Origin of the sequence: Bradyrhizobium pachyrhizi (assembly GCF_001189245.1) — a bacterium.
GTDB classification, from domain to species: domain Bacteria; phylum Pseudomonadota; class Alphaproteobacteria; order Rhizobiales; family Xanthobacteraceae; genus Bradyrhizobium; species Bradyrhizobium pachyrhizi.
The window spans coordinates 1-18,785 of record NZ_LFIQ01000010.1 but is presented as its reverse complement, the minus strand read 5'-3'; the positions used below and the strand labels follow the sequence as shown (position 1 = coordinate 18,785).

The 18,785-nt window shown below is 56.9% G+C and carries 9 protein-coding genes; 6 read left to right on the top strand and 3 right to left on the bottom strand.

What is annotated here, in order from left to right:
• Positions 1-171: 171 nt before the first annotated feature.
• Complete coding sequence (locus tag AKL29_RS00240) at positions 172-1,326, bottom strand: patatin-like phospholipase family protein (protein WP_050382196.1); 1,155 nt, start codon at positions 1,324-1,326, stop codon at positions 172-174.
• Positions 1,327-2,267: 941 nt separating this feature from the next.
• Between AKL29_RS00240 and AKL29_RS44055 the strand changes: the two genes are divergently transcribed.
• Together AKL29_RS44055 and AKL29_RS00230 are read left to right on the top strand one after the other, a co-directional pair.
• Positions 2,268-4,082, top strand: coding sequence for a hypothetical protein (locus tag AKL29_RS44055; RefSeq protein WP_244481645.1), 1,815 nt, complete (start codon positions 2,268-2,270; stop codon positions 4,080-4,082).
• A 306-nt stretch (positions 4,083-4,388) separates the two neighbouring features.
• A complete protein-coding gene (locus tag AKL29_RS00230) occupies positions 4,389-6,899 on the top strand; it encodes a ComEC/Rec2 family competence protein (RefSeq protein ID WP_050382195.1) in 2,511 nt (836 codons plus the stop codon).
• A 327-nt stretch (positions 6,900-7,226) separates the two neighbouring features.
• Here the strand turns inward: AKL29_RS00230 and AKL29_RS00225 are convergent, their stop codons facing one another.
• Both AKL29_RS00225 and AKL29_RS00220 read right to left on the bottom strand, forming a co-directional pair.
• Entirely contained in the window at positions 7,227-8,990 is a 1,764-nt protein-coding gene (locus AKL29_RS00225; protein ID WP_152977365.1) for a hypothetical protein, read from the bottom strand.
• A complete protein-coding gene (locus AKL29_RS00220; RefSeq protein WP_050382190.1) occupies positions 8,980-10,287 on the bottom strand; it encodes a carbon-nitrogen hydrolase family protein in 1,308 nt (435 codons plus the stop codon). The genes AKL29_RS00225 and AKL29_RS00220 overlap by 11 nt, the downstream gene beginning before the upstream one ends.
• Positions 10,288-11,568: 1,281 nt before the next feature.
• On the opposite strand from AKL29_RS00220, the gene AKL29_RS00210 reads away from it, so the two are divergent.
• From AKL29_RS00210 to AKL29_RS00200, 4 genes are all read left to right on the top strand, one after another.
• On the top strand, positions 11,569-14,769 hold the full coding sequence (locus AKL29_RS00210; RefSeq protein ID WP_244481644.1) for a hypothetical protein: 3,201 nt from the start codon (positions 11,569-11,571) through the stop codon (positions 14,767-14,769).
• A 122-nt stretch (positions 14,770-14,891) separates the two neighbouring features.
• Positions 14,892-16,262 carry a hypothetical protein gene (locus AKL29_RS00205; protein ID WP_244481643.1) on the top strand — a complete coding sequence of 457 codons (1,371 nt, stop codon included), beginning with the start codon at positions 14,892-14,894 and terminating at the stop codon, positions 16,260-16,262.
• A 112-nt stretch (positions 16,263-16,374) separates the two neighbouring features.
• On the top strand, positions 16,375-16,851 hold the full coding sequence (locus tag AKL29_RS44050) for a hypothetical protein (RefSeq protein ID WP_244481642.1): 477 nt from the start codon (positions 16,375-16,377) through the stop codon (positions 16,849-16,851).
• Positions 16,815-18,566, top strand: a complete 1,752-nt coding sequence (locus AKL29_RS00200) for a di-heme-cytochrome C peroxidase (RefSeq protein WP_244481641.1) — start codon at positions 16,815-16,817, stop codon at positions 18,564-18,566. The genes AKL29_RS44050 and AKL29_RS00200 overlap by 37 nt, the downstream gene beginning before the upstream one ends.
• The last annotated feature ends 219 nt before the right edge of the window (positions 18,567-18,785 follow it).

Genomic DNA, 18,785 nt, shown 5'->3' with positions numbered 1-18,785 from the left:
CGACGACGTATAGATGTCGGGAGGTGCCGAAACCTGCGATTGCTTTCCATTGTCGCCCCGATCGCGAACTTCCTCGCAAACAATAGTCGGACGCCTCATCATGTTGCCTCACAATGAGCGAGACTAAGCGGCATTGCGCCAGGTGCGCGCTGCCGCTATCTCGCTTGATCCTTAGTATTCGTCGGGAAACGGAAAGCCCGTGGGATCAGTAATCTTTATGTCAAGCGTCGTCTGCAATCCGGGAGCGATATGCTTGCGCAGTGCGGCGTCGCAGATCGCGTAGCCCCAATTCATGAGCTGATTTTGAAGTTTCAGCGGCATCTGTTCCAAACGGGTGGCGACTGCAGCCAACGTAGCGGGCTGTCTGGTCGCGCATTTCAGTGGATCAGTCGCGAGCTGGTAATCTGAAAATGAGGTGCGAATTCCCCAGAACGCGCCGGTGTGGTCACCGCGCTTGAAAGCGTCGATCAGGTGTCGCTTGCGAAGACTGCGGACCTGGTTATCAATCGTGTCGAGGATACGCATGGAGTGGCGTACCCAATCGTGATGCGGATCCTCTTCGGGCGCAATCTTTTGGCCGGCATCACTCACCAACAGCGTCTTGAAACGTTTGGTCGTTTCCAAGCCGAGATTGTCATAGACCCCGCCATCGCTGAGTACGGCCTGTGTCGTGAATGGAGGGCGGTTGAGCTGACTGCCGGGCGGCGCCTCCACCTTTTGCCCGATAGGCAGGACCATGGGCGAGAGGATGGGCGGAAAGGCGGATGATGCAGCAACCGCAGTGCAAAGCGATACGTCTGGATCCTTAACCAAGCCGACGAGATAATCGCCCATGTACGGCCTCGAAAAGCGCCAGAGTGCCGAGCTTTGGACGTTTGTTGCATTGATCACAAAGCGTGGAGCCTTGTTTTGTGAATCATCGGGAAGGTCCTTGAGCTTTGCACCCTTGAATAGTACGTCGTCATACGACTGGGCGACCTTTTCGCTAATCGAAAGTGAGGAGAAAATCCCACCGATGACAGCGCCGGCGTCGACTGTGGTGTCTGCCATTGCGCGAATGCGGTCAACAAGCAGACCGAGCTTTGCTGTTTTACCGTTGCTAAATTGCAGTTCGTCCCAGAGCAATCCCAACACACCTGCCGTGATGGACCCGCCCGAGACGCTAGATATCCTCTTCAACTTCCCCAACAGCCCGATCTCGTTGAGCCGGTAAAGAGCTCCAACATGAAAGACCATGGCACGATATCCGCCACCCGAAAGCGACAGGGCGACCCCATCTTCGATGGCTACAGATTGCTTATGCGGATCAATGAGTGCTTCTTCCATTTGAGATCCCAGCTGCTGGCGTTCTCGCAAGGTCAAATCGCAAATCGAGCGATCACGTCCAACCGCCGGTTTGATTTCGTTCAGCAGATCTAAGGCTTGGGGAGCCTTGCACGGGGGGTGATTGACTGAACAAATCGGAGCGACTGCGGAATGGACGTGGCATCTGAATGGTTCACTGAAAACGTGTGACGCAAGGGCTCAAGCGCCGCCACACGTCCGTGTCTCCAGCGCTGTTAAAAATGCGACTCGATCAATTATGTCGGCGTATGAAACTGCTTATATGCGGCGCTTCGCAAAGGTTCAACCACAACGATAGTGTTGCATAGGTCCCTCGAGGTTTTCAATCAATACGTATGAAAAAATGCAGATAAGCTGCGTCTGCCTTCGGCTACTTTCGGTAGTACTCGCAAAATTGGCGTGGAGGATGGTCGGTTTGCGGTAATCGACTGGACTGGCTGAACAAAACGCGTCGGCAGGCTCGTGGGGGCGTCGCTGCCTTAGGGGGCCGGCCTGCATTTGTGTTTCAGGACATGCGCGTCAGATTATGTAAAGTAAAGACGATTGTCTCGTGGATCGCAGCGCTTGGCGAAGGCGAGGACTGGGCGGTTTCGCGCTGAAGACGATTCAGGGAAGAACGGTACAGCGGGACCTTCTTAGGGGCGGCGGGTGTTTAGATTTTTCTTATTCGAGACGAGGGTCGCCTTTGGCCAACCGACCGCTTCTCGGGGTTCTCATCGCGGATATGGCCTTCCGCGCCCTGGCCTCGTTGCTTCAGCACGGCTGCAAACTGAACCGAGAAGGATATCAAGGCAAGCATTGCTGCCGTGGAGGTCTCGAATGAAATGTTCGAGACCCTTCGTACTACCGGCCTGGCCGGTTGGGAGTGGGATCTGCCACGCCAAGTAGACTGAGTAAATTTATTTGATAGTCCCGGGGATTAGATGATCAATGCACTTCGCGTGGCAAAGACAGCCAATTTTCACAGTCTAAAGCGAGCACTCAGCAACGCCGCGGTTGACGATCTTTTCCGGCGAATTCGTGCCGGGCAGCCGTCCGTCTCCCAGAATGTTTTCCACCATCGCCGCGTTTTGGCAGGGGCGACCTATTGGTCAGCGATTTCGTTTTTTTACGAACGCCCAGCCGCGTTCATGTCTGAGGAGGCCGGCATTCGGGAGCGGATTTGTGGGTTTCTCCTGCTGGTCGAGCACCGAGGCCACGTCGCCATATTCAGGTCGAAGCTTGATCTCCCCGCGGAATTCTCGACCCGATACTTTGCGCGGGTACCGTCCGAACGAGTGGATATCGCTATCGCGCGTAACGACGCCGTGTTCGAAAAGATCCGGCTCCGCAACATGTCGATTTCAAAAGACGTGATGCGAAGCAAGACATTTGAAGCTAACGATCTAAGCAACGTTGTGGGACCGGCCGGGGCGAGCCGGTACGTGCCACAAGGTTACACAGTCCGATCGAATGCCGGCCACTATTCGACAACCCCTCGCACGGGCCGGATTGGTCAACGATCCGATCGTGTCGGCCACGAGGATTTGATCGTTTATGCGACCTCCGTAATTGATCAGCTGGTCGACGCTCAGGGAGCCCCAGCCAGATTCATCGGTACATTCGCCCGTGCGATTGACTTGTCGAGCATCCAAGGAAGCGTCAGTCCGACTGCGTTTGCGGTTGACGTAGCTAGCCTGACAGACGCCGTCCACGAGCGAGGCGATATCAGGTTGGTGCGGAAGAGCAACCAGAACTATGTCGCCCTCTCAAAGCCCGAAGTCGACCAGGTGTTATCGGAGCTGGACTGCGTGCTAAAGATCGACGGCCAAGGTAAGCTGCTGGATCTGGTCGATAGCGCCACCAGCAGCAAGCTCGGTGTCATAGCGATCAATCAGAGTCGGATTGCGCTGCGTGACCTACGCCTGCCTCTCAGCGCCGACGTTGAGATTGAAGATCCTGATCGTCCGCTGGGCGAAGATCCAGATCGAATCTCGCTTCGACGTTACGTAGAACGGGAGGATTATTTCATCGTATTGTTCGACTCGCCCTCGCTGGCGTATATAGACGGCACGCTATTCAGGGATGAGGGGTTCACCGACGGTGGCGTGGCTTTGCTACGTTATTTGCGCGCGAACACTCTCCTCGGCGGTGTTGTCGATGAGAAGGGAAAGTTTACGGCTGCACATGCGACGTTTGATTCCGATTCAACGTTCGGAGTTATCGAAAAAAGCGTCGCCGATGGAGACGAAGTTCTTGTATGCGACGATTTGGGCGACGAATGGGCGGACTTCATCGGGCTGAATAATTCCGGCAGTCCACCTCGCATCACCTTTTATCATGCTAAACATGGGCAGCCTTCGCTGGGCGCCGGTCAGTTTCATATTTCGGTCAGTCAAGCTATCAAGAATTTGCAGCGCATGAGCTTGCCGGCAGACGTGATGGGAGCAAAAATCCGCAGGTGGCAAAAGGACTATAGCAACGGCGGGGCAACAACCAAGATCCCGCGGACCCTCCGGGGAAGCGCAGGTCAGCTCGCCACCGAATTCGCACGTGCGCGAACTGCTCCCGATGCAATCCGCCGGGTCTTTATCGTGACGTCATCGCTCAGCCGAAGTGCGGTCGAAGCTGCTCTTGAGCGCGTTAAGGCAGGTCACGCAGCGGACCCGTATTTTGTTCAACTCTACTGGCTTCTGATGTCGTTTTTTTCAGCCTGCACGGAAATGAATGCGCACGGCTATGTCGTCTGTCAGGATTAGAGAGCAGCATCCCCCTCAGCGACATGATGAAATGGTCAAGCTGCATTTCGACTTAGCCTTGGCTCGTTCCAGATTGGAGCATTCCAGAAGCCTTGGTCGGCTGTCGCGTCGTAGAGGCCAAAGAACAGAGGAGAGTGCCGCTGCCACACTAACCTGCTACCGCGGGCCATGGCAATCCAGCATCGGATGAGTGGCGACTGCGTAACCCTCAGTCGATTACATTCAGTTCAAGGGTTGTTTTTGCGTACATCACAACCTAGCATAAACTAAGCCATTTTGTCGGTTATCTCGATTCAGGAAATCCATATGCTCGGTCGGATCACGGCCCGTTTCGGGTCACTTGCGGTGTTTCTGTCCATCCTTGTAGCGTTGCCGCTCTTAGGCACCTCAGCATCCGCGGACGACCTGCCGCAACGAATGAGGCTGCCGGTCGGCAGCTATTGGATTGGGGGTGGCGGAGGCGGCGACCTCCCGTCGGGGCACCTGCGGCTGGACCGCACGGCCAATAGCGACGGACGTTCGACCTTCAGCATGCCCGCCTACTGCATCGACAAGGGGCGGTCGGCACCAAACAGCGGTCACCCGATCACGGCGTTCAGTGGTGACGTCCGAATTCAACGGTACGAAAAGGGCCGGCTCATCGCAGAGAAGCCATTTGCCGATGCCATTTCGGGACCAATGCCCTGGGTCTCTGTCTCGGGGCAAGACGGTGCGGGCAAAGAGGGATCTGCAATAAGAATTGCGATCACCCCGCTTGATGGTCGTTACGACTACGCGGTCCACGTCCAGGGCTTGGCGATTGCAGGGACCGACGCCAACGATGTTGCCAAGGCCTCCCAGGAGTGGAGGGGGAATGAAGGAGTTCTGAGGGTCTCCAGCACCTTCGATGTAATGAGGACGGTCGTCGCATCGGCGCCAGATCCATACGAGACTCTCGATAGGATTGAGAACGTGAGGCAGGGGCTGGAGTGGCGCTTCTTCGGAAACCAATCGTCCGGTGCGGACGTGGCGGGCGCCAAAGTGAACTTGCCTGTAGTTCGGGCCGCAGTTGACCGCCTGGTGGCAGCGGATTTTGCGCCCCGAGGCGGCGTGTTGAAGGCGCGCGATCGCGGCGACTGGATAACGTTCGCGAAGGGCGGCAATGTTCCAGCTTCTGAGGGAGAGCAGCTTTCGCGAGTGATGTCTGATATCGGCACGGAAATCGCTTTGCCGAATGACATCGATCAGCCCGAAACTCTTTCGATGCTTGCAAGCGTCAACAGACTGATGGCTCTGGATCGCGCTCGGGCGCTTCAACCTTCTCGAATATTTTCTGCTGAGAGCGAGGTCGGTCTCGCCTCGGGGCCCGGCATTTTGCGGTCGTTTTACGCCATCCGGACACAGGGCGGTCAGCCTTTCGCAAAGGCGCTTCGGATCGCAGCCTATCAGCGATTCAATCCGCTTGATGTGGCAAGCGGCCAGGTTGAATACGATCTTCTGCAGGACTTGCAATGCGCGGCTGAATTGGATCGGGAGGATGCAGCCGCAGGCCTTTTTGGCGGCAGGCTATTCGTTCGCAACGAACAAGCTGCAGCCGTATCGATTGTTCCGCTGCAGGCTTTGGCTCGTCAACTGCATCTCTACGCTGACGAATTTGGTAAATCGCGCAAGGTGAAGGTGTCGAGCAACGATACTCATATTTGTTTCCAGTGGTTCGATGATCATGGAAAGCTAAATACAAGGAAGATACCGCGAGGGGAATTCGGGGACCGTTTCGTGTCAAGCTTCGGTCCCGCCGTATTCATCACAGACGGAAGTGATGGCGCTCTGGACGAGTTGCTCAGCGCGGCCGGCGCCGAGGCTCAAAACCTCGTTAACGCGAGATTGCGGCTCGCGGCAAGTTCTGTCCGAATGCCGACAGGGAAGCCGGGCAAAAGGCCCGATGTTGAGATCGTGCAGAGAGCGAAGGCAGGAGAGCGCTCGACCGACGTCTCCATACTCGAGCTGGACGGAAATGGCGATGCAGGCGTGATTAAGCTGGAGGATGGATCCATCGTCATAGTCGATACCGGACGAAGCCGCGACATCGTCCAGCAATTGAGGAAGTTTCTCGTTCGGAACTACAGGAATGAGAAGCCGCAGATCAAATTGATCATCACTCATTCGCATCAGGACCATATCGGCGGGCTTGACGCTCTCATCGATGCTGGGTTCCGCATTGATGAGATTCTAGTCGGCAAATCCATGCAAGACTTGGCGGACGATGGGGTTATTGCCAATCTACAAAAACGCTTGAAGAGCGCGGGATACAACAACCAGTCGACAGATTCAATCGGCCACTTCGTTCGCGACGGCGTAACGCCTTGGATCAATCTGGAGAATGTAGTCGAAAGAGATGGAGTTGAGACCTTCACGCTTTATCCCGGCAACGACACGACAATCACCCTGCATCATGTGTCGGATGGCAAGGAGCCGAACGATGCTGGGATCGTTGTCAAACTCGTGAACAGGGGGACGAGCTGGCTTTTGACCGACGATATAAGCGCAAGCACGATGAGGACGATGCTTCTTGCCCTGCCGCCGGGATCGCTGTCTGCAGGCTATCTGAAATGGCCACATCATCTGTGGTTTCCAAAAGAACACTCCAGTCCGCGCGCCGACTTGAACCGCTTCCTCTCAGCGGTCGCGGCGCATACATATGTCTTTTCGAACAAAGGCCATGTCTCACACACCAGCCAACGCTATAGGGATATCGTCACGTTCATCCATTCAGCTTTTGACAAGGACGTGAACGCCTTGTGGACAGACGAGTGGAAATCGAACTTGGTATTTAGGTAGCTGGCAGCGTGCCGATGGCGGACTTTTTCTGCACGATCCATCGCTGCGGCTATTCCGCTCTTCCCATCCGGGAGTTAGACGAAGTCTCCGCGCTGGAGCGAGTGCTCGTCAGGCGAAACTTGGAGCAATGATCCACAGTGAAACGATCTCGTATCGTGCATGCATCTCATTATGAGGAGCGCAACGAGGGTATTTCGTCAAGCCTGGCTAGCTCGAGAAGGGCATTCATTGAGTTGAAGAAAGATGAGCTCAATGGATTGGATGACCTGAAGGCGTGGTCCGGTAAATTGCAGGCTCAAGCCAATCATCGAGCCGCAGCCTCAGCGGCTAATCGATGTCTCCGCGAACAGAGCGCTTGCGCAATTTGATCGTCTTGGCCGTTGCTCCGAACTTTATCTTGCCTCCGTGATGGGTCATCGTCCCCTCTACAGGCCAAGAAAAGACGATCATAGTGTCAGATCCCGAACCGGCTTCCCGTACTTCGAAAGCTCCGCCGTTGGTTTCTACAATTGAACGACAATAGCCAAGACCGGAACTCGACACCGCCTCGAACGGCGTGCGCTTCGCGTGCTCCTCGGGGCTTTTGACGCGTACCGTTGTGACCAGGTTGGATCCTTTCAATGTGCCATGAAAATCGTATGCGCCATGACGAGTGCCTATGATGACCATGTGACTGAGGACCATGCGCAAGGACTCCGCAACACGAATTTTTGGAACTTTGCCGAACGATGCGGTCGCATGGATACTCGGGTCGAGGTGTCTTGCCGTGTTCATAGCTTCCATCACGACCCTGTTCGGGTCGATCCAGCCGGAAGCGGACCTTCCTGCTGCGACGACGTCAATGGGCCCCATGAGGTTGCGCACTGCGACCTGCATTGCACCGAGATCCTTCTCCACCGCCTGCAGTTCGCGTGGCACGATTTGATTCTCCGCGGTGTGTGCCCAAACGTCTATCGTGTCGCGCACGCGTCGGTTCGATCGCGCGGCAACGCTCATGATCTCGTCTCTAACATGCGAGTTTGCGGACTGGTAGGCGACCAGGCGATCTTGCGTATCCGCGAGCTCCCGTCGGACCCGCGCCTCGGCTTCCTTCACGATCTTGAGCGCGTGTTCGGCTTCGCTCCGCGCTTTCATCGCCACGGACACGTCTGATCCAAGGAGGCACAGGCCGCCATCCGGCATAACCGCTTCGGTGAATTGGAGCCACGTCGTGTCGTCGATTTGAAGCCGCCAAGTATCGTTGGATGTCATTAGCTCATTGCGCGACATCTTCGCGATTGTCATTTTCCAGTCGGCAAGCGATGGAAGGACATGAGGCTCCTTTGAACGGGTCAGTCGATAGAACGCGGCATTCGCACCGACAGGCTCGCCGCTCGCCGTCCAGATCGCCAACGGATAGGGCGCTTGATGCCACCATTCGCGATCTGTGGCTGGATCATTGACGGCGATGTCGAGTTTTCTCGCGACGCGACGACCGAGGTCAGTCAGCGCGAAGCTTGCTTCCTTTCCCGACGAGGATCGCTCAATCAGCCCTGTTCCCTGCAGGGCACCGGTCACCCTCGAAAGGTTGGACTCTCGAAGGCCGAGAATGCTCATCAGTGCGATATTGCTGACGGCCTTACCGGCGCCTGCGATGGCGCTCAGAAGCGACTTGGTGTGCTTTCGACTGAGCACCTCTTCCAATGGTTGGAGCTCAGCAAATCTCGCTGACTGCGAGATCAGGTCGGCAAAGGCGCGCATTCTCTCCGACATCCCGCCGGCATTTCTGCTGGCGGCAAGTGCCGAAGCGTGTCGCACCACCTCAAACCATTGCGAAAGCTCGTGGCCGAAGGAGCGCGAGGTCAGTGTGCGCCACGTGACGTCGCGCAGCACATCATAGACCCGCTCTGTCAGAGAGGGTTCGCTGGTTAGCGCTTTTCGGATCGCGGCGGCCGCTTCGGCCGGCGTCGCATCGCCTCGCCCAATCCGATCGAGCGATATTTCGAAGGCCTTGCGGTCGGTGGCGGACATTAGACCAGCTGAGAAAGGGGGCGTGGAACTCGTTTTGGTACGCTTTACATTGGCTTGCTTTAACGCCAAGTCAACGGTCATGTAACGTTTCGCCGCGGAAAACGCTCCAGGGCGCGCCTGTCAGAAGCTCTTCTGCCGCCCAGCGCGATGAGTTCCCGTCCGGGTTCAGGACAAACCCGGCAGCCTGACCCAGTGGGGGATAGGCCTGTTGGACCACAAAACTGCGGGTTTTTCGCTCATTGTCCAAATCCTTGGCGGTCCGGATGTGTCCGTCCATGGTGACCTCGTTGCCGCAGGACGGGACGATTGCGAAGTCAACATCTAGCCATCCATAAGGGGTATGATAACACCTATTGCAGAAATCGAGACAGATCCCGAAGCCGAAAAGGGCTTCCTCCAGGACCACGACAACAAGCTCGGTCCCGTGCCGAATGTCTTCCACGCGGCCTTCAGCGTCCTTGTAGGCCATGCGCTTCTTGTGCCGAGCAATTTGCACGCCGTGACCGTCGTAGATCGTAGCGATGTTGTATCGCTGGCCGTGCTCCACTTCATGCCATGAGCCTGCGACCACGATGCCAGGTGCGTCCGGCATTTCACCCTCGGCAAGCCAAGGCTTCTCGACAAGTTGAGTTTCGATGAGACGACGTGATTGCGGGTCGATCATGAGTTCCGGAAACACGGTGGTCAGACAGAGTTCGGTGTGAGCCGCCTTGCACGCATCGGAAATAATGGTTTCGCCATGAGGGATGGTAACCGCTCTGACGAAGAACCTCGTCGGTGTTTCATCGCAGTCGAAGGTGGGATCAGGAAACAATACGGCGCCGAATGTCCACGACTTCCTGGCCATCCGGTCGGCTTTCACGATCTGAACCGTCGCGCCGTCGACGACAGCTGGGACGAACCGGACACGCAGCAGCCCGCGTTGGTCGAAGTTGCGCATATCCTGGGGAGGGGTCTTTATCTCCTTCCACGCTAAGCGCCCCATGGGGATGAGATAAGCGCAATGCCCTGCGTGTTCGACGAGCCACCTGGCTGGATCAGTCGGCCTCGAGCCCAGATCCTGTTCGGTGTATTCACGCTCCATGGCGCGAAGACAACCGCCGAGCCGCATCACGATTTCCTCGTAGGTCTCCGTGCCGTCGAATGACAGACCATAGTCCGGCGCTTGCATGTCGAGCGTCGCAGCGAACTCGAGGATCATCGATTCCGGGACAAGCGAGTATAAATGTTTGATCGTGGCCGATGCCTTGGCGAGCGCGGCCCAGACGATGAGCATGGCGTGTCGCAAACCGTCGTCGTCCTCGCTGCGAGGCACAGCTCTCAGATTGGCGGGAATGCTGAAAGCGTTCTCCCGCCACTGCTCGTCGGTGATGTCCAAAGCCGTGACTGCCCGAATATGATTCCGCGTTCTGAAATTCGCCGGGTTGATAGCCGACGCACAAGCCCGCTAGACTTTTGAGTATACTCTCACAAGGCATCGATGATCGATGCAAGTTTTGTTCAAAGACGCAAATGACTGATGCGACTCTTACTTATCGATCGGTGGTCTGATGTCCAGATGATTGTCCGAATCGGACAAAACAATCCCGCCGCCGATCGTCAGCGATGTTAGCGTGCGGCGATACGCGGGGCACGCACAGAGAGGTCCAACCAGCGAGGGTATGAAGTGCGGGATCTTTGGGCGCAAAAAGAAAACCTTGATCGCTGACTCGCTGGTCAATGCCTGCGTGCTTATGCAGCTACGACCGGGCACTTAGGTCCATGGTTCCGGCCGGAATGAAGGAGGCATGTCTGATCACACCAAACCGAGCTTATCCTGGACGAGGCATCTAGTTGGCGCCGCTCTTTGCGCGCCGTGCCCTACAAAGGGCGATCTGAAGCGCTGCTGCTTTGTTAACGTCCGGCTGTTTCTGGTGGCAAATGACAGTTGCCGGGGCGGGGCTTGCGTTGTCGGTTCGCGGAATCCTCGACTTGTACCGATCGAGCGCTCCGGTGTTGATGGGGCACCTTTCTGTTCAAGAGCGAGGTGGTGTGGACCAGGGCGAGGTCATCACGTATGCATTCACGGAGTGGGCTCAATCGCTGGGTATGGCGAACTGATCGGCCTAGATCGGTGTGAACGCTTGGCGTCAGCGCACGATCATTGATGCTAGGGCCGGTTTGAGCGCGTCTGCAGTCTCGTCGCGGGCAAGCTCTTGTCCTCCTGCTCAAAGTCGGCTTCAAAAGGCTAGGTCTTAAAGCGTCCGAGCTCTCGTCAACGTCAAGCCGCATCGATCAATGAACCGATCGATGAATGCGACCGGCGATAGCAGGAAGAAGTGCGGCGGCGCCGTGCGCCTTCTTTGCGTCTCAGTCGAATGAGTGGGGAAAAAGTGCGCAAGTGGGCTGGAGCGAGATGAAAAACATCGAGCGCTCCATTTCGTCTCATCCGCACCGAAAATCTCTTGACCGTCTAGCGGAATATTCGATAAATCGCTCCACTACTGCAGGTTAAGTTTATGGCGTTAAACCCGCTTTCCGATAGCGGATCTATTTTTGCATTGCGCGCGGCGAGCTCTCTTTAAGCGTTCGCGTTCGGTGAGAGTTCGGCCGTGTGTTTGGGATTAAAGCCAATATTTGCTCAGGACTATCTTCTGTAGACAGTATTAGGGAACGAGCGATGACTGTGCGCGAGCAATTGTTCACATTATTGCGCAATCTGCGATGGATCATCGTTCTCTCGGTCGCCATTTCCGTTCTGCTCTACCTACCAGATCAGATTCAGGAGCTCTACCGAATCGGCGCCGACGACATTGGCTGGACAACTGTCAAAGAGTTCATCGCCATTGGCGTGATTGCGATAACGATTTGGGCGGCTGCGTTTCAGCTCACCGCTGCAACAATAGCTCGCATGCCGCGCGCGACAGGCCGGTTGGCCCTGTATATAAGACTTGCGCCCGTAATCCTCGGCGCATTGCCCATACTGGCTGCGACCGCAGGTCAACTCGACTCGCGGCCGGCTCAAAAGATCGGTGAGGTCGAGGAAGTCGGAAGCATCTTCCGCATCCAGGCTCAGGCGCTTGCCTTCGAGCGCAACCTACTGCTCATCCTGGCCCTTGCCATGTTGATTCTGCTAGCCGCATTTGTCGTATTTGCCTGGCGGATGGGAGCAAGAGATCGGGCCACCGAGCTCGCGAGCAGGGCGAACAATGCCTATTTCATCCGCTATAGATTTCTTGCGCTCACGATCGCCGGCATCGCGCTATTGACGGCTGGCTTCCTTCTGCTTCCCGATAGGCTTGCGCAATTCGTCGGCTCGTTTGGCGTGATCGCTCTTTTTACGATGTGCGTGGTTGCTCTCTCCACCCACTTTGCGCTGCTGACAATCAGGCTCAATTTCCCGTTTATACCGGTTGTGTTCGGTGGCCTATTCCTGGTTGCGTCCCTATTTGGAAGTGACGATCACGGCCTGCGCACAGTCGATATTGCAGCCGGCCAGCCGGAAGACAAACCTCGCATCTCTGCGGTCGAAGCATTTCGCGAATGGATTGTGCAAAAACCGCGGGTCGCCGAGGCCAAGAGGCTTGGCGAATATCCCGTGTTCATTGTGGCGGCCCAGGGCGGTGGCATCTATGCGGCCAACAACGCGGCCCGCTTTCTTGCCAGAATGCAAGATCTCTGTCCGGCGTTTCGGCAGCATCTGTTTGCGATCAGCGGTGTCTCTGGGGGAAGCGTCGGCTCGGCAATTTTCGCGGCTGCGCTTCATGCCGACAATGCGCCACTTGATGCGATTGCTCCCGACGCAAAGACATGCCCCAAGATCGCAGACTTCCTCGCCGGCGTCGGTCGCGCCGAGGACATCGATGCTTCCGGGCCGGTAGAACAGCGCGTAGCAAGCGTGTTGGAAACGGATTTTCTCTCGCCGTTGGTCGCCGGCTTTCTTTTTACCGACTTCACCCAGCTGTTCTCTCCGTTCGCGATTCCAAGTTTCGACCGCGCGCGCTTTCTGGAATACACGCTGGAAAATGCGACAGACCGAACGCTCAGGAACCAGAAGGGGGCCGGCGCACAGTCCAACCTGCTGAAGGCCGATTTTCAGTCACATTGGGCGCCAGACAACAATATGCCCGCGCTGCTGTTGAATACGACGGATGCCGGAAGCGGCAAGCGCGTTGTGATCTCCCCCTTCGATATCGACCCGCTGCACGCGAAAGACAAAGACCTGTGCATTCTCGCAACGCTTGATCGCGCCGGCACTGGACCCGATCAAACCGTCACAAGCCGCTCCCTCCATATTCCGCTCAGCGCGGCGGCGTTTACCAGCGCGCGCTTTCCATGGGTGACGCCGGCGGCGACGGTTCCGTTAAAGAACGACTTTATTACCGCCAATCGACAGGCACGCCTGGTGGACGGCGGATATGTCGAGAACTCCGGAATCGAGACTGCTCTCGATCTGATCGAGCGGCTCAACAGCATCAAGGGCACCTCCGATGCGCCAAAGTTCCGGATCTATCTTTTGTCGCTGGTGAGCGGCCAGTTCGAAGATCATGGGTCCTTCATGTTCGGTGAGCTCATGGAGCCGGTGCGCGCGCTGCTGAGCACGCGTACCTCGCGGACCTATGTCGCACTCAATCACGCAACCACGATCGATCGCGCGCAGGAAAATGACCTAGCTGCGAGTGTACAGCGCTTTCCGACATTCGGCCGCACCGAAATAACCGGCTTGTTTTACAGCCTGCCGCTTGGTTGGACCCTATCTCAGCAAACCGACGATATCATCTCGCTGAGCAGCGGTCGCTTTTGGGATTGCGTGCCAAGGGATGATTTCGATCAATCCCGGACCAAGCAGAGCAACGCTGATTGCCTGCAGGTGAAATTGTTTCATCTCTTGAACGGATCCGTCGCATCCGCCTTTGAAGCGCTCAGAGATGCTAAGCTCGCCCAAGCTGCTTACGCCGATGAATTGAGCAAAGAGTACAGGCCCGCTCCAAAGATCAAGCCGCAGCCGCTACTTGCCTGTTACGAGAGGAAGTGGTTGCAGGAGCGCGGCTATCAGAAGTACCGCGACCAAGTTGCCGCATACGAGCACCAGCTCGCGGCATCGATCAAAGACCATTCGCCGGCTCCGGCGCCCCTGCCGCCATATCGGAAGAGTTATATGGCGTATTTTCAGGCCGAGCAGGTCAAGGCATTGTTGCAGGAATGGGATCGCGTCGCAGAAACCGAGCCGCGGATCCTTGCCTATATACTGGGAGCAATCTCCTACGACAGCGCTGATTTTACCCGCAGCAGCGAGAATTTCTCTTACAGCGCGGTCTCGCAATTGCCGCGCAAATGGCGCGACCGCATCGCCAAAAACAACGCTGATCTGGTGGCGGCGAATAAGCCGCCTATTGCGATCGAGACATTGCTCAATCATCCCAAGGAATTGGCGAATTTTGTCTTTGGTTACGAGGGCAACCCGTTCGGAAACCAGACGGGGACGGACGATGGTTGGCTGTTTCGCCCACGAGGCATGTATCAACCGGTGGGGCGGGAGCAATATCAGGAAGCACAGAGCCAAATACAAGATATCGGCGATCTAGAAGCGCTTGATCTCCTCGCGCTCCCCGACGCACTGCGTGATGCGAAGATCTCAGCCAAGGTGGCCTTCGCTCATTTTCGGCTTCACCCCTATCAGAATGGAACATTGTTTGAGCTGCTCAAGGATCCGTCGAACGACTGGATCGCCGTGCGCGGGCTGCAAACAGACATGGAGCATGGCCCCCTTGATCGGGAGCGTGTCAATGCAAGAAGCCAGATGTTTTTCAACTGCATAGATGAGGCTTTGCATCCTACTCAACTCAAGACATTGCAAAGCAAGTTTTACGGCAGCGAGTGAACGTCTTTCGAGTGAACGTCCTCAACGCGGCTGCCCACCAAAATACGCCAGCTTATGTCGCTGAAGACGGCTGTCTCTCAATCGGACCTCGAGTTTTCAATCTTAGAAGGGAATTGCCGACGATGGCGAAAGGTGAAATCCGCCGCTCGATGCTTGGGTGGGTGCTTACAAATCTGTTCGCAGCGGGGCTGATCTTCGCCGGTGCTTTGGGACCAGCAACAGCAGAGGCCCAGCCGCCATCGAAGCCACTTTCGGCCAACGACGTGTCCATCCTGTTTCCTTCCCCCAAGGCGCCTGCAGACCTCGTCAATTTGATTGCGGTTTCCGACCTTGCCGGTCCGGCTGGGGCCGCGCACCGGTTGTTGTCCGATGAGGATTTCGCGCGCTTTATCGCAAACGCCGAAAATCCCGAACGCGAAGGCGTGCCGGACTCCGGCGCGCGCCACATCCATCTGCCGGATGCCGTCAAAAAGATCGATGCCTGGTTCGTTGCGGGCATTCGGATCGATCCGGGAGCACCGGGCCTATCCCCTGATGTCATCGCCCAGTTTGGACGGCAGCCGCAAATCCGGCTGATCATCCAACCCGTGACCAATGGCCCGGACGGATTCAAGGTCCATGACACTGCCGGCCACCTGATCTTCAGCTTCAATCTCGATCCCGATCCACCGCTCGAGGGCTGTGCGCCATTCCCTCGCTTCAAGCCTGACGACGCAACTTTCAAGGCGATCATTCGGGACGTTGCGGCTCTGCGCGATCAACTTGCGGCCGGAAAGTTCGGCAATGTCAAGATCTCGACTGTCGGCGACATGAACGTGCACCCCGGGCTGGTCGGTTCATCTGCAAAGCCGTTTCGTGATGCGGTCAAAGCCATGCTGGAGAAGCATCTCTCGCCGCAGCGCCTCAACACCATGGCTGTCATGGGCATTTCGCCGCCCGAACCCTGGGTGTTCGTTTCGATGCTAAGGGTGCCGCAGGCCGGGCTGATACCAGTGCCGGGCCCGACCCTTGATGGCCTGCATGCTGCGCAGATGTTCAGCATCGTCGGCGACACGCATGTCGTCCCGCGGCCGGTCACGAATAATCAGAATCTAGTGACCTGCCGCCACGCGGCGCTGCAGAATCCTCCTTTGCCGATTTCCAACCGTAAGGGCGTCTCCACAGCCGATTTCATCGATGGCAACGTTCCCAATAGCCGCGTGCTCGAGATCGTCAACGTCGTTGCGGATACGAAGAAGAGCCATTTCTTCAATACGGATTGCGTGAGCTGTCATACCGAGACCGCGCAGCCGCTCAAAAGGAAAATGCAAGGTTTCGCGGTATCCGGTGTGAACCGGGCGGTTCTCCCGAAAGAAGACTGGAATGTTCGTAATTTCGGTTGGTTTCCCTCGTTCTTGCATGGTGGTCCTGCGGCCGCGACCATCACCCGACGCGCAGCAGCGGAGACCGCCGACGTCGTCTCCTTCATCAATAGCCAATTGCTGAACAAGTAAGGACGGTCATTGTCCGGCGCGCTCGCAGAGCGACGCGCGCTATTTGAAATGAGGGAGGATTGCCATGGGGGCACGTTCGTTCAGGTCTTGGGTAGGTGGCCGGCTGAGGCGGTTGCCGCACGCCATCGGTCTCTTGGTCGCGATCGTATTCGTGGTGGCGGTACTGGTCGCCGGCATGGCGTACTTTGTACCGGAGAGGCTTCGCGATACGGCGCTCAAGGTCAAGAATGACGCAAATCTGGTTGCCCAGCTGCTGCCAGCGACGCTGCCGGCGCCGTCGAAGATTGATAGCGCGTATTGGCTGCCCCAGAACTGGAGTTCACGGCAGCGTTATTGGTTTCACCACACCTCCCAGGGCACGGCGACCATTCCCGTGCCCTATCGCTGGTTCCTGGCTCTCGAGCGTCCCGAGCTATCGATCCATTACACGAGCTTGACCGACAATGAGTATCTGCGACGCCTTGGCTTCATCCCAAGTCCAAGCTCAAAGGACTTTGATGCGAGCTCACCTGCATACGGCTACCGCGAGGATGCGAAGGGGACAGGCTCCACTTGGACGGCGAGCATGCCCGACAACCCTTGCCGGTAGGTTTCGCAATTCTGAAAGGGGGCATCGATCCGGCAACGGGAGCCTTCTACGAAGATCAGATCGGATTAACCTGCGCCGCCTGTCATACCGGTCATCTCGAGTACAAGAACGTCAGCATTCGCTTCGATGGTGGACCAGCGATGGTCAATCTCGGTGAGGTGGAACGGGTCATTGGACTATCGATTGGCTACACGCTGATCCTGCCGTGGCGGTTTGAACGCTTCGCCAACCGGCTGGAAAGCATTGAAGGTCGCATCGACCGCAAGAAGCTGCGAAGTGATCTGGAGCTGGCACTCCAGAAGATCAAGGCTCAAAAGACTGCAAGCGATGGCCTTTTGGCGGGTCAAGGTGTTGCGGATCTCGATGAGGGGTTCGGCCGACTGGATGCCTTGAACAGGATCGGCAACCAGGTCTTCTATACCAGTTTTCTTGATCCTGTGACCGGAGAGCTCTCCGATCCGCTTCTCAAGGGCAACTTCGCGCGTAACGATGCTCCGGTGAGCTTTCCGCCGATCTGGGACACGCCGTACTTCCTGTGGGCGCAGTACGACGCCTCTGTCCTCAACGAGCTTGTTCGCAATTCTGGCGAAGCGCTCGGCGTCAGCGCGAAAATCAATATGCGGGCACCCGCACCGGGCCGGCCGCTTTTTGAATCATCTATCCATCTGTCGGACATTGCGCGCTTCGAGGAGCTTTTGCGCGGGACCGATCCCTTCTCATCCGCGGAGGCGAGCGGCAGGAAATTCAACGGGCTTGTCGCGCCACGATGGAAGGACGCACAGGACAGGTTCAAAGGCGATCCCGCCTGGTCTATTGACGAAACACTCGTTGAGAAAGGTCGGGATCTTTATCGCTCGCATTGTTTTGAATGCCACCGAGGACCGGTCAATGATCCCGCGTTCGACGCAAAGTGGCCGGAAGATTCCTTCTGGAAGCCGGAGAACCCGGATCGATCGGCCAAGGGCGAGAAGAATTGGGTGGAGATCGGCGGACGCCGCTACTTCAACGTCGCTCAGCTACCGGTGAATGTCATCGGCACTGACCATCAACAATCCAACGTCCTGACGACGCGGCGCGTTCACCTACCCGAAGCACTCGGCCTCAATCCGATCGATGACCTGAATAAAGCCTGGGGCTGCGGCCTTTCGGCCGATCGGGCGGCCGACCCGCTTTTTGTGCTAGCCCTGATGGACGTGGTGGGCAAGACGATCGATCAATGGAACGTCGCCAACAACTCTTCCGAACAAGCCAAGCAGCAGATGTGGGGGCCGAGGAAGAACTGCCAAAACCCACGGGTATACCTTGGAGCGCGGGTCAGCCGTAACGGCAAGGATAAAGATGTCCTTGCCCTTGAACCTCAATACCGAGCGCGCCCGCTGGACGGTGTTTGGGCAACGGCCCCATATCTGCACAATGGGTCCGTGCCGACGCTGAAGGACATGCTATTGCCGCAGGGCCGGCGGCCAAGCTCTTTCTGCGTTGGTAGCCGCAAGTTTGATCCTGTCAATGTCGGGCTTGTTACGAAAGCGCGAGCGAACGACGCCGGCGCGGCCGGCCTGACGGACTTCAATGTTTCGTTGCTTGGCAACAGCAATCGCGGGCATTCGTTTGAGGGCAACGAAACTGATATCAGGAGGCTGCCGCCTGGGGTCATCGGTCCGGAACTGAGCGATACGGACCGGCGCGCGCTTCTCGAGTATTTGAAGACGCTGTAGGGAAGCCGTTAGCTTGAGAGCTCAGAGCTCTTCACAGGGATACAGAGCAAGCCGATCTGCGGGAAGAATACTGTCGACGTAAGGACTGTGCACGTGTCGAGACATCTTATTCGGTGCCTCACAAAGAGATCTCCAATGCCGCCCGGTCATTGGATGACGGAGGTGATCCTTGGTTTGATGAGCGTTCATGGTACGCATCCGACGGGCGCCGTCTTGTCT

What these genes read in the sequence shown, in the direction of transcription:
- AKL29_RS00230 (WP_050382195.1), top strand. Translation starts at nt 4,389, where the DNA reads ATGCTCGGTCGGATCACGGCCCGTTTCGGGTCACTTGCGGTGTTTCTG.
- AKL29_RS00240 (WP_050382196.1), bottom strand. Translation starts at nt 1,326, where the DNA reads ATGGAAGAAGCACTCATTGATCCGCATAAGCAATCTGTAGCCATCGAA.
- AKL29_RS00205 (WP_244481643.1), top strand. Translation starts at nt 14,892, where the DNA reads ATGGCGAAAGGTGAAATCCGCCGCTCGATGCTTGGGTGGGTGCTTACA.
- AKL29_RS44055 (WP_244481645.1), top strand. Translation starts at nt 2,268, where the DNA reads ATGATCAATGCACTTCGCGTGGCAAAGACAGCCAATTTTCACAGTCTA.
- AKL29_RS00210 (WP_244481644.1), top strand. Translation starts at nt 11,569, where the DNA reads ATGACTGTGCGCGAGCAATTGTTCACATTATTGCGCAATCTGCGATGG.
- AKL29_RS00225 (WP_152977365.1), bottom strand. Translation starts at nt 8,990, where the DNA reads ATGACCGTTGACTTGGCGTTAAAGCAAGCCAATGTAAAGCGTACCAAA.